The organism is Natrononativus sp. DTA114 (assembly GCF_059736515.1).
In genome coordinates this window covers 78,195-91,108 of the sequence record NZ_JCASSN010000006.1, presented here as the reverse complement: position 1 = coordinate 91,108, position 12,914 = coordinate 78,195, and the positions used below count along the sequence as shown (strand labels likewise).

The following is a 12,914-nucleotide window of genomic DNA, read 5'->3' as shown; positions in this document are numbered from 1 at the left end:
CTGTCTCTCGGAGAAACTATTCACTCCCTCAGTGTCCGTTACGCTCGAGCCAGCGATCCCAGCACTATCGAGTATTTTGCGAATTTGCGGGATAATCGATCGTGGCCGATTCCCGGACTGCTGTCTAATTTTCACTGCTATCCACTCGTCCCAGTCCCAGCGTTTTGCTTCAATTCCCGTTCTGCTGTGCAATCCCAATAGAGGGAGCGAACAAGCTCCTGCAAAAACGCCGTATCTGCGTAGCGCCAGTCGCTCAAAGATTCTTCCATGAGCTACGATGGATTTGGAGTATCGCCTCTTAGTGATCAGTCAGTTTGGTCTGTGCTGTTTCATCACCGTCGTCAGCGAAGACGTTCGGGCTATAATCGAGGTCAAGCACGTCTCGAGTCCGTCCGGCAGCGAGATCCCGGGCGAGTTCCCAGTCCTCGTGATCGTGGGGAAGCACTTGGAGTAGCGCCTTGAGAGTGGCATTGAACGTGGAGTCAGTGTCGAAGTTCCGCTCACGGAGCCAGTCACAGCAAGCGCTCTCGCCTTGGACGTCGTATACGTGCATTGCAGCATGGACTTTGTCTAGTGCAAGGCTGAAGGAGAGATCATCAGGGTTTACGGGGAGACGGCTCGAGCGGTTCTCTGGCTTCTCATTGATGTTCTGGACGCGATCTGAGTGGGCGCGGAGGGAGATATCACCACGGCTTTTGCGCCAGGTTTTCGTGGACCGTTTGATTTCGTCAATGTTGACGCCGATACCGAGCCCGAGCTGGTGGCCTTCGTCGTAGGAGAACGTTTGGGACTCGTGCACGAGCCAGCTGAGGATGTACCACTCAGTGATGTCATCCAGGTCTTCGATTCCTTCAGCCTCGAGATATTCCTCGACTAAGACTCGAGTGACTGCTTCACGAGCTTCCTCAAGGGCGCGTCGTGGTGGGATATCATTGTCTTCACTATCAACAACGGGGTATGCGTTGGCGAATACACGTAGTGTTGGGCCGAAGGCACTTATTATAACGTCTGTTTTTGTGAGGCTTAGTCCAGAGGTAAGTAAATCACGAGCAGCGTCCTTCGCAGCTGTTCGGGTATCAGATCTGACGTCGCTCCAAAGAGTGGGAATCGTATTTTCAGATTTGGGATTTTTGTAGGGTTTTCTTCCGGTGAGTAGTAACGTACTGTCGGCAGATGCGCTGCTGCGCATATTTGCACGCTGTGGCATTTCACTTGTAACGGGATGAGTAGAAGTGATAATAAAGCCAGAGTTGATGAGTGACTTTGCAAGAGTATCCCATGCATCAGTTTCCTTGTGTGTAAACATCACCGTCATCACACCCCCGGGATCGAGCTGCCCATAGATATTAGAGAAGATATCGCTCATTTTCTCCTCGTAGAATTCATTGGCTAGTTTTTTCTTCGACTGAGATTCACTGGCTACCCCTTCGAATCTTTCTGGGTTTGCTACAGCTTCATCCTCTTTATTTGTCAGCCGATCTTGGAATTGGTCAGGATAGATATCGTATAGATACTCCTTCAACCACCCGTAAAACACATCAGCTAGTTCAGAATACATGATACTACTATAGTAAGGCGGGTCAACGATTGCAGCTTGAATTCCATCACCGTAGGATAATTTAGCCGCATCCATCGTGGTGATGTCAGCAGGTTGAGCGCCATCTGGAAGGTAATTGACTATCTCTTCATAGGAGTCTATAACTTTGGAAAGAACCGACTGGAAATCCATAGTTCCTGTCGTCAGGTTGTTATCTGTGAACACACGTGTGAACACCAGAATTTTGCCTTTGAAGACCCGACTTGGGTAACCCTTACTTGTATCCCAGTCCGCTAGTCGGGAATTCCGGTCAATTAGTTTACTACACGCGAGAGAAATTATACAAAGAATAGCTTCTGCTTTCTTATCATCATACCTTTCCCGTATTTGTGGTTTGTAGTGATTAAAAGCCTGAAGGTACTCATATTGAGTAACGAGTTGTCGAGGAGAGAAAAAGTCTCGAAGTTCCGTTACTCCATAGGCTATAGATCGATCTGCGTAGCCTGCAAATCGTTCTGTAGACAAAATTGTAGCGAGGTCATAGTCGGTTTCGACTCGGTCCTCGGCCAATTCAAGTGCTTCATAATCTTCTTCGACAGGCGATCGAAACCCAGAACCACCGTTCTTCTCCTGATACTTCACGCAGTAAATCTCATATTCATAATCTCCGGTATTAAACCTCTCTCTGACGACTTCTCCTTCGGTGACAACATTGCAATGTGGGCAGTCTGCTTCTCCACCTCGGTCTACATATCCATCATTAGGATCAAAATCGTCGAGATCGCTATCGTCTATATTGGTGATACATTCATAATTGACAGATCCGTTTTCTTTCGGATGAGGTTTAACAAATACGTCGCCAGATTTAATGGTCCATTTGGGTATTAGAGGAATTTCACCACTGCATTCAGGACATTTAATCTTATATGTTGAAACATAAACATCGGGTTCCTGGCCTAGTTCATTACTTGGGAAGTATTCCTCTAAATTGTCTGAAGCTCGGTGATTGATTTTGTTAGCCCAATGATGCACTTCCGGTTCTATTGAGCCGATCGTAGGCGCATAGTCTAATAATGCTTTTAGGATAATTGATGGAACCGGGTTGAGCTCATTCGCCTTAGTTGGGAGCATATATCGGAGCGACTCATACGGTATTATCCCTCCACCCGCTGTGGGATCTAGTATTGTTGGCAATTCGCCGTCCCATTGCTCTTTAAGAATTGTGTGGAGTTCGTTGAGTTCTTTCTCGTTAGGAGATTGTGTAAATGGGCGCGGATAACCATAATGCTCACCGAGAGTTCCACTCCGTTCTGATTCAGTAGCTTTCTTTTCCTCCACATATTCCGCCAATCCGTCCTCAAGTTCTTTTGGGCCAATTTGTAGTAGCTGGAGCAGTGTATCTGATGATATATCTTTTGGAAGGACTGACGCTAAAATCGCTAATCGTGATACTGGAGTGGGCCGACGAGCAAACCAAGGATGAATATATCGATTGGGCGGCATATGCTTCGGGTTTGCTTCTTTGAGATTTTCGATACCAACTGCTTTCAAGGGAAGTTTCCCCTCAATAGCTAGTGGTTTCAACTCCTCTTTGGGTTCAATAGACTCTTCCATATTTACTTAATGTGGTCCGTCAGCATTGTTCGGAGTGCTTTCTCTCCATTCAAATTGGAGGGGGATCGACACTTCGCGTGCCAGTAGTAACACTCCTCGTCGCTCATCCGCGCGATACCTTGACAAAGCGCTCGCATCCGGTCGACACGCTGGAATGGTTTGATACCGAGAAAGCCCAGTGTAAGCCGTATTCCAGCCGTCTCCGGTAGGAATTCCTCCCCCGGTCCAGACCCCGTCACACTCGAATCATCGATCTCGACAGCATCAAGCGTCTCGCGGATCAGCGGCAGGATCGACCGCAGCCGACTCCCAGAGAGCCGTCTGACCTTCACTGCCGTCCACTCCTCCCAGTCCCAGTGGTCGACCTCGAGGCAGTCCAACTCACCGAACACTTCCTCGAAAGTATCGACTACGAGTTGATGGTTAGGAGTCAAGCGCTCAAGGCGCTCATTTCGGACATTCGCTTGATCTGCAGGCAGTAGTTCGAACAGTGTTACTGTGCCCCCATCCGGGCCGCTGCGACGAACGAGCGCGAAATTTGGACGTCCGCCGTAAACACTGCTACCGACTCCAGTCTGTCGCTGTGACGGTGGCAACGGGGCCTCTGGTGTCAACTGCGACGTCATTGCTCGACCTCTATAGCCGTCTCGGTCGGCCCTTGAGCCTGCACCTTCACGTCTATATTTGTCTGTCCGAGAGTATTCTCGAGTTCTGCAAGCAGATCGTTCTCGTCGCCCGTGATTGGCTCCGGCTCTGCTAGGTTAACACGGAATTTCAGATCGATCCGAACCGTATCACCAAACGGATCGGGCTGGTTCGTTACCCGAGAAAATTCTTCGAGGCCGCCTGTAAACGTCGCCTCATACTTCGCGTTTGAAGATGACGCTGTTTCGTAGTGCAGTCGGACTGAGATGTGGTCAGCTCGGTCCTTGAAGGCACTTTGCTGGGCGATGAACGATCCTTTCGAGAGTTGGTCCTCGCCCCCGACTTCAACTGTTATCTGAGATAGGCCGGGATCACTTTCCGATGTTGCTGCTGAAATCCCTTTATCCCGAGTTTCTTTGAATGCACGGGAAGCGGCCATCAGACTTGTTGCATGATCCCAGTCGGATGGCTTTGCTGGTTCGTCCTCAGTTCCAATCCCCTTTTGAACTGAACCCGTCCCCTTCGAGCCACCTTCACTGGTAGTCTTGAGTTCATTCTTCGATCCGTCATCATTGTTATCTTGCTCTGCCTGTTCGGGTACCTCGAGCGAATCACTGTGTACCTCGAGGAACGCTTCGATGCCCGTGTAGACGACGTACTCATCGCCGATCCTCACGTTCGAGTCCTGGATCGACGTTTGGACGTCGGGTGACTCGACCAGTGGTATGTCTTTGTCCCAGTTGACTGCCTGTGCATCTTCGTCTCCGTTCCAGTAGCCGCTCTCGCTCTCGCCGTCCCAGTAGACATACCCGGAGTCGTCGACCATTCGTGCGACCGTTTTCCGTAGCGGCTTTGTGCTTAAGAGATAGGGGAGACCAGGCTTCTTTGCGAATTGAGTAACAAGCTGCTGGGTCGTCATGCTGTCCTGAGTCCTCTGCCAGAGCTTCTGCTTGAAGAAGGCCGTCCCCTTCGCACTTGCATCTGCCCGGATCAGCCGGTCCTCGAGAGTCTCCTCAACTGCACTGACGAGCGACGTCCCACCGTTGGCTTCGGTCGCGTTGATCGTAATGTGGGTCAGTCCATCCCGATCGACATAGTATAGATGTCGGTAGACACCGCGAACGAGTTCCCCAAGTAATCCGCGTTTCTCGTCGCGACGTATGTCGAGTTCCTCAGTTTGTTCTGGCGATAGATCTGCAGTTTGTAGAGAGTCTTCGAGTAGAGCATCGATGGCCTCGAGTTGCCGTGCTTCCTGGATGCCTGTCTTAATTCGTTGTTCGTCTGGTGCGAGAAAGAGTACGTAATTTTTGTAGACCCTGCTCTGGACCTGGCCACCATGCTTTGTAGCAGCTTTCTCATACAGCGTCTGGATCTTAGATGGGATGGTTGCTCCACCATCAGATACCGGCGCTGTATCCATATGCATTATACCGATCTGTGGTTTGGCCACCTTGTCAGGCAGATCTGCCGGTGACTCGGGGAAAAGAATTGGTTCGAAAGCACCAGTACCATCTATATCTGCTAGTTTATCTTCAAAGCGCGATCTGGCTTGAGCATCAGGTGTGTTGTCTACACGTTGATCGATTATTCGAATAAGGTTCGGATCAGACTTGAACCGAACTCGCTCTTCGTCGTAGAGATAGTAACAGGCGACAGTCATATCACCCCCGGCAAGCGCCCCCAATGCAGAGTCATAGTTATCAAACCGGATTCCCGGATGTCCGAGTGCAGCGTTCATCTCTGCTCGAGTGAGTCCTGTTGCCTGTTCCCCATAGGCAAGACTGTGCCAGAGGACAGTCGTTGTGAGGTGGCTTCCAAGCTGAGGGATACCCTTCTCTGTCCATTTGCGATCCTCAAGCTGGGCGTGTGCAGTATTCTCTTCGCTATAGATATCCGCTGATACAGCGGCACTCAGATCAACGAATTCAAACAGCGTCTCGTGGAGTGTGGCATCAATACTGCCATCAGGCGCGTTATCCGCAGGGGTGAGATCGTACAATCGAATCCAGTGCCGATCATAATGTTCCGGGCGGTGATTCCAGAGGTAGTAGACGGCACGAGCAAGAAGCTTCAGGGCACCGCGTGTTCGCTGGAATTTCGGGATCGTATCGATCTTTTCCGTGAGGGTATTGATGATCGTGGGATGGAACGGGTACTCACGCTCGAGGCGATCAACGAAACTGGCATCAGTAGCCTCCTGAGGGAACTGCCGATCGCTACCAGAGTAATACTGGAAGTACGATTTCGCGATTACCTCGGCTTCCTCTCTCTTGATATCTTCGAACAACCGGTGCTGAAGCACCTTACCAACCTCACTTTCGGACGTTGGTGTGACCGTCTTATGCTGCCGACGGCCGATTTGGTTGAGTTCATTGATGAGCGAGCGGACGTCCTCTGCCTCCTCTTCGAAGGCTGTGTCAGCGATGCTGTATACAATGGTGACTTCGTCGACTTCCGAAGCCGTTTCGAGCAGTGAGAGGACGAACGTTAGCGTCTGGCTCGCGAGTGTCGCATCACCAACTTCAATAGCGGATGCAGCCTCGAGATACGCTGCGATCTCGTCTATGAGAATCAGTGCAGGCCCATCACCGAGGTCGAATAGTCCCTTCAGCGTATTTCCCCCTGGAGCGTTTCGCTCTTGGTCGTATTCCTTGAGATACTCGTATCCTTCCAGCCCGTAGAGCTGATAGGCGATTTCACCCCACATCGTTCGGCTATTCGGAGCGTCAGGGTCCGAACGATCGCTTCGGGCATTACGGGCATCGACGTTCCCACCGACGAAAACCGCCGTATCTGTGTGGAGACCATCGTCAGCTGCCTCGCGATACGAATCTGCTAAATCTGTGTCCTCCTCGAGAAGATGTCGATCGAGGCCCTCAATAGCTGTGGGATCCGTCGCGAGGTGATATGACGCAATAAGGTCGTGTGTTTTCCCACCACCAAATCGAGTGTCGAGGCACAAGATGCTACTGTTGTACTTCCCCTCATGCTCTGTCCCTGCGAGGAATCGCCCTGTTAGGTTACTGAGTAACGTTCGGAGCCCATCCGTGGGATAGGTCATCTCAAAGAATTTGTCGGGGTCGCTGTACACAGGAGCTGCATCCTCCGGTGAATGAGCGACCGTGGCGAGGCTTGCTGCAAATTGGTCCTCTTGGAGAGTCCCCTCTAGGACATCTTCCCGAGGCTGGCACGCATCAAACAGAGTTGGATAATCGCTTGAACTCATTTTTGCTTCGTGGCATAGTCAGGTTGATGACCTGGTTCCAGCCCTCGAGTGTTAGAAAGGGATTGGACGTCATTTACAACCTTAGAATCAGTGGTGAACTCGATTCCAGGTGAGCCATCCTTCCCAACATGGCTTTTCCTCTTCCCGGCTTGTTTTCGAGTCATTAGATGTACTCATCACTAAGCCAGGATGTTATAATCTTTGCTTAGTCGAATTTGGGTTCACTTTGCTGCTCGAGAGCAGTGACGCGAGTAGTCACATCAGACAATCAGAAAACAAATATAATACAAATTTCAATTCAAACATAGACTCGAAGATGGGGTTGAACATTGACGATATAATTGATGCGGAGCAGCCAGAGTCACGCGAATTAGATTATAAACATCCCGGGGCAAAACCAAAGGATCTCGTAAAGGAGCTCGTTGCGATAGCAAATTCAGGGGGAGGGTCAGTCATTGTTGGAGTAGAAGAGAGTGGTGGAGAGATTGTCAGGTTGCATGAAGTACCCAATGGATCAGAGACTGAGGAGGGTATCCAACAGAATATTATAGAGAGGGTTGATCCAAAATTGGGTGTGGATCACAGTATAAATCCGTATACTGGGAAGAATTCGGACTACCATGGCTATGAGTTGTTGGTTTTGAACACAGATCCGGGGAATAGGCTGTATAGTTATAGGAGATCGAAGGGCAAAATCGTATTTCCGTATCGACTTGGCTCTACAACGGGTTATATGACCGGGAGCCAGGTGAATCAGTTCTATCAAAACGGAATTCGGCCAGGACGATCAGGAACACCGTCGCCTCAAGAGCAGTTAGATCCCCAAGGCGATGAAAGAGCAGATGATTCAAAGCGTGATGAAGGAGATAGCCTTTGGGAAGATATGGTGACAGCAATAGATGACATAGCTAGCAAGACAACCCATAACGGGCATAATCGTGGAGGTTCCAATGGTACCCCCTCTACTGATCATGCATTCTCTGAAATTGATCTTGAGCCATCTCAGACACCGTATTACTTTACTCCAGCAGAAGGGTACGAGACGATCACGTTCCATCATGTGCCATATTACCCTCAAGCCTATGGAATTGAAGGACACAACATCTATATTGAAAAATCAGATCTTGGACTGGTTTTCTCAGCTCTGAAAAAGGAGTTCAACGCTGAAATTGAAAGGGGACACTTCGCTATCTCACAACGAAATGCAGCGTGGTTTGGCCAGGGCGCGCGCGACTTTATCGCTGCTGTTGATTTGGATAAACGCTATGGTAGTGTTCCTGACTCATTTGCTATTGATAAACATCACTCTGAAGGCATGGTTTTTGTCACCGACTCCAACATTGGAACGATCATAGTCAGATCGCGTCGAGGAATCAATGGTGATCAGAAATATTTGGACGAGTTCGCAGTTAGCTTCTGTACCGACGGTATTCCAATCGATACGACCCCGTTAGACAACTTCCTTAATCTGTTGGATTATGGTATCCACTACGCCCAACCATTTGAAATGGAAACAGAAACTTTTCACTTTGGAGGAGAAAATATAGTGGTAGAGCCAGTCAAGCTTCTACAGTCGCGACGCAATGATGATTTTGCAGGATGGGCCATTTGTCAAAATCCGTTCTACGAACAACCAGAGCTTCTTTTAGACGATATAGGCTATAGAAATGATGGTCTCGAAGCTCTCACAACATTCGAACGAATCCCGTGTCGTATCAAAGATCATCATCCAATCGATGACCGCTATGAGTATGAATTGATCAGAGCATCAATCACATCTCTGACTGCGGTTCAGGGTTCAGTCCCACACACAAATGCAATGATCTGGATTAATTGGTAGGCGTTCGTCCGATAGACGTTATAGGGCTTTCTACCCATTCCAGAGTTGAGATTGCCGCGTCCGGAGACACCTGGCGTCCTTGGTGAATGCCCCTGAACAGTCACTCGAGTAGGACCGACGAGGACCGATCGAGTGACGTACTCGATAGTAACCGTAGAGAGCGAACAGCCGTTATCGCATTGGAGTTTCGTTGTGCGGGTAGAGTGAACCCCTTCTCAGGGAGTGAATGTACTCGAGAGACAGCCCCGTCCGATGACGTCAGGTGTCTCCGGAACTCCCTCTCTCACCAGGGATATCAGCATCGTCCATTAGTAAGATACGGCGCTCAGTGTACTCGAGCCCGTTCTTTCGCTGTGACTTCCGTTGTACTGCAAGTCTGCTCTTCGAGAGATTGAGTTTGGCATCGATCGTTCTCGAGACGAGCTTCTTGGCATAGTCGTCGCTTACGCCCTTCTCTTGACGGCGAATCCAGTGTTTCATATCACCAGCGGTTACGTACTCGCGAACACCTCCACTGCCCTTCTCCCATGGGTTGTCACCGACGGTAGAATCGATACGAGCTTTCCAGAGCTTCGCAGCAAGCCGTGAAGGAAGCGATGACGTCGTTGCACGGAGCATATCATCGTCCATCCGCGCAAGTTGCTGGATCGGGAGGAGATCACCGTGAGCCAACGCAACATCGCCTCCGCGCTCGAGCGGGTCTTCACTCTCGGGTAAGCGATAGTACCGCTTGCTATCCTCCTTGCGGATGCGCTCGAGGCGGCCTTCTTGAACATCGATCTGGCTTTCGTCGATATTTACCTCGAGTAAGTGTGCTCCTTTCTCAAGCTCGCGAGCTTGGATCTCGCTAACGCGGTCTTTGTTCGCGTTGAGTTTCTTTTCGTGAGCGTCTAACCGGGCTTCGATTGGTGTCCGTGTAGTCTCGAGTTCTTCGAGTCGCTTGCGTAGCTGCTCGTTTTCTCTACGAGTGGTCTCACAGGCGACCTCAAGACGCAGAATGCGTTCGTCTTTCTCTTCGAGTGCGGCCTCCAATTCCGTCAGCCGGTCATGGAGTCCCTCGAGTTCGGTGGCGAGTGTTTGAATCGTCGATGCATTGGAATCGGTTGGGGTTGGATTTGCGCTCATGTCTTCAGTCGATAGGGGTGTTCAGCGGACGATGCAGTCGCTACTCGAGACAGTCAGCACGAGCTGGGGGCGGGGACATTCAGAAGGTACCTCGAAACTCGGGCCGGTTTCACTGGCGACCTCGAGAAACTGAGGCTGGTGTTCCCGCTGGGTACGTAGCAAGAAGGAAATCGACAGGCCGTCATGGAGATATCCTACTGTCTGCAACGGGTGTTGGACGATCCTCTAAGGAAGTCAGTGGATACGCGCAGCACTGACCAGGATAGTAGCGCTGTGCAAGAACCGTCGCAGCATTGTAATCGGCATAGACGCCGTCAACGTGACATGCGGGGTTTGTACAGCGGAACGTTTTGTTCAGTTCGCGCTTTCCGATAACCCCACAGGCGTGGCACTCCTGAGAAGAGTGGGACTCAGGGACTGTCGAAACTTCAATAGCGTATTCTGCAGCGATGGTTCGCAGTCGCAAGTGAGCCATCGCCAACAGCCAGGCTGTGCCACGGTGGGCATCTGGATCGACCAACCAGGACCAGAGATCTGGATCGAAATGGCTGTTTTCGGTGATCAGAACTGGGTGTTCGTACGCCAGTGCGTACGAACAGATCTCGGCGGCGGCCTCGTCGATCTTGACGACGATGCCGTTTCGGTGTTCGCGAACAGCAGCAGCGATTGTGTCTCGGTCGGACCCACTCGAGAGCAAGTGGATTACATGTTCTCGGAAGTGTTCGAGGAGTGTGCAAATCTCCTGGCCGCTGACCCTGTACGCACCCTTCCAATCAGGCATGGCCGTTGGGCAGGCAGTGTACAGATTATACTCACCGAGATCAACGCCGATAGCAGTCGCCTCGAGGGAACTGCTGGTTGAGGTGGCTGAGGGGCCGTCACTGATCGCGTAATCGCGTACACCAAGACTCACGATTCCTCACCCTCGTTCAGGACCGCAGACGGGCAGGGGCCACGTACGCTCGATACAGCACCATCGGAATCGACGACTGCTGGAACAGCGGCACGTTCGAGATCTGCCTCGAGACAATCAGCAGCGTCGCGTAGCTGGGCGGCCCACGCAGTCGCATCCGTGTTGGCGAATCCAGGTATCTGATCCCAATCGAGTTGTTCGTGGGCGTGTGCGAGTGCTTCGAGGCGAGCGATCGTCCGGTGTATCTCGAGTTGCTCCTCAAGCGATATGCGTGCCCGTCTACAACCGTGGTCTCGAGAGGGTGAGACTCGACCATTGAAGCATACGTCCAGATTTGAGACAGGCTCGCGACCAGTTTCTCGCCACTCCTCGTTTCGACGTTCGTGCTCTATCCGCCAGGCCTCTCCACCGGTATCTGGAACGAAGGTTACGCGTCTGCGGCGCCCGTTGATCGTTGTGTACTCAATACTGAGATCAAGATCGGTAGCGTTCGTTGCTCCGGCTTTTGTGGGTTCAGTTTCTTGTGGGCGGTCGTGACCACCGTCTGTGAGCAGCGGGGTCTCTGCTTCGGAGCGTTTGCTGGTTTTAGTCTCGGAGTTCTGTTCTCCGGAGAGTGGACCGATATACCGGCGGCGTCGTGCGCCACACTCCGGGCAGGCGTCCGAACCGTCGGTCATAAACTCGTGACTGCAGGCCGTACACTCGTATTCGAGTGTCTTCGGGTTCGCTGTGGTAGTCTCGGTCGAGAAAAAGCCGCGATCGGAGAGTTGCTTGCAGGTTTTACACAGGCGGTTGTTGGTAGTCTGCTGCCCGCAGTGTTTGCAGCCACCACAGACCATCAGTTCTCACCCCCATCGGTGACTGGCTGGGATGGTTTGATTCCTGCTACGGCCAGTGTTTGGACGTGATCTTCAAGGAGGGTATGGCCGGGGTCGGTGAGTCGATACTCGTTGGTTCGTCCATCGAGTTCGCTCTTTTCGACGAGTCTGTAGGTAACGAGATGATCGAGGTTTGGATAAAGAAGGCCGTGACCGATTGTATCGTACTGGGACTCGAGGGTAGTTTTGATACCGAGGCCGTAGGACGTTTTGTCCGCATGCTCGAGGCGTGCGATCGCTGTGAGAAGGTCACGCTGGAACCCAGTGAGGTCGTTCCAGGTTATTCCGCCGTCAGCGATGATGATTCCATCGTGCTCGAGGAGTTCGACGTCCGCATCGTCGGGGTGGGCACCGGTATTGTTAGGTGACTCTTTGTTGGGTGAATCTACTGGACGGGGGGAAGTGGATGAACTCGTCCGTGCACCTGCGTTGTCGCGCAGGTTTTTGTAGTCGGTTGAGTGGGTGATGTCGGACGATGCGTCTGGGTCGTGAACCCTACAGTTATGGGTTCGGGGGCGTTTGTTTCGCATGGCTTCTGAAATCCCGTGGTTGGGAGTTGGAAGCCGCGTCCGGCGTGTTCTAGCACGCTGGGCATTTTGAATACCCAGAGGATTCGGCTTCCAATCTGACTGTATAACTGGACCCACTTATAGTTTGTCACCCAACGGCAGTTGGGAGATGCCATTGGGTAACTATTAATACCCAATAGGTATTCATGACTTCGTATCGGTGTTACTATGAGTGAGACTCACCCAGTTGATAATCAGATGCGGAAAACTGCCGATTGGATGTCCCCTGCTGACGATCGTATCCTTGAGGTAATCCGAGACGAGGGGAACATGACTCCACTTGCGCTCTCGCGTGAAGGTGAAACCTCACGTATTGATATCGGCCGTAAGTATGCTGGAGAGCGTTGTCGGGAACTCTCACGCTACGGGCTTCTCGATAAAATTGAAAAGGGACTTTTTGGAATGACTGAGCATGGATTAGCTTATCTCGCCGAAGAGTTAGATGCCAATGATCTCGAGCCACTTGACGATTGAGTAATTGTATCCAATCTTGTCTATTCCACCTGATTCTTGGAAGTCCGGACGATATTCATCAGGTTATAAATAGGTGCATTGTAGACAATTTAT

9 protein-coding genes are annotated in these 12,914 nt (G+C 51.2%); 2 read left to right on the top strand and 7 right to left on the bottom strand.

Translation table 11 applies throughout. The annotated features are described in order from the left end of the window. Positions 1-298: 298 nt before the first annotated feature. Genes AC6I6S_RS19240 through AC6I6S_RS19230 form a run of 3 tightly spaced genes read right to left on the bottom strand, consistent with a single transcriptional unit; the run spans position 299 to position 7,022 of the window. Positions 299-3,151, bottom strand: coding sequence for a DUF1156 domain-containing protein (locus tag AC6I6S_RS19240; protein WP_497952450.1), 2,853 nt, complete (start codon positions 3,149-3,151; stop codon positions 299-301). Between the two features lie 2 nt (positions 3,152-3,153). Next, a complete protein-coding gene (locus AC6I6S_RS19235; RefSeq protein WP_497952449.1) occupies positions 3,154-3,777 on the bottom strand; it encodes a DUF7680 family protein in 624 nt (207 codons plus the stop codon). After that, complete coding sequence (locus tag AC6I6S_RS19230; protein ID WP_497952447.1) at positions 3,774-7,022, bottom strand: ATP-binding protein; 3,249 nt, start codon at positions 7,020-7,022, stop codon at positions 3,774-3,776. The genes AC6I6S_RS19235 and AC6I6S_RS19230 overlap by 4 nt, the downstream gene beginning before the upstream one ends. 316 nt (positions 7,023-7,338) lie before the next feature. On the opposite strand from AC6I6S_RS19230, the gene AC6I6S_RS19225 reads away from it, so the two are divergent. Then, positions 7,339-8,862: an AlbA family DNA-binding domain-containing protein gene (locus tag AC6I6S_RS19225; protein WP_497952446.1), complete on the top strand. Its 1,524-nt coding sequence runs from the start codon at positions 7,339-7,341 to the stop codon at positions 8,860-8,862. Between the two features lie 258 nt (positions 8,863-9,120). Here AC6I6S_RS19225 and AC6I6S_RS19220 read toward each other — a convergent pair whose 3' ends face one another. The 4 genes from AC6I6S_RS19220 to AC6I6S_RS19205 form a co-directional block, all read right to left on the bottom strand. After that, positions 9,121-9,987: a DUF8008 family protein gene (locus tag AC6I6S_RS19220; protein WP_497952445.1), complete on the bottom strand. Its 867-nt coding sequence runs from the start codon at positions 9,985-9,987 to the stop codon at positions 9,121-9,123. A gap of 181 nt (positions 9,988-10,168) precedes the next feature. Further along, positions 10,169-10,900, bottom strand: coding sequence for a zinc ribbon domain-containing protein (locus tag AC6I6S_RS19215; RefSeq protein WP_497952444.1), 732 nt, complete (start codon positions 10,898-10,900; stop codon positions 10,169-10,171). Beyond that, positions 10,897-11,739 (bottom strand): FmdB family zinc ribbon protein, encoded by an 843-nt coding sequence (locus AC6I6S_RS19210; protein ID WP_497952442.1) that lies wholly within the window; start codon positions 11,737-11,739, stop codon positions 10,897-10,899. The genes AC6I6S_RS19215 and AC6I6S_RS19210 overlap by 4 nt, the downstream gene beginning before the upstream one ends. Then, the gene (locus AC6I6S_RS19205; protein WP_497952441.1) at positions 11,739-12,308 is read right to left on the bottom strand and encodes a PadR family transcriptional regulator; all 570 of its coding nucleotides are present in this window, start codon (positions 12,306-12,308) and stop codon (positions 11,739-11,741) included. Before AC6I6S_RS19205 ends, AC6I6S_RS19210 begins: the two co-directional genes overlap by 1 nt. Before the next feature lie 207 nt (positions 12,309-12,515). Between AC6I6S_RS19205 and AC6I6S_RS19200 the strand changes: the two genes are divergently transcribed. Then, positions 12,516-12,821, top strand: a complete 306-nt coding sequence (locus AC6I6S_RS19200; RefSeq protein WP_497952440.1) for a winged helix-turn-helix domain-containing protein — start codon at positions 12,516-12,518, stop codon at positions 12,819-12,821. The last annotated feature ends 93 nt before the right edge of the window (positions 12,822-12,914 follow it).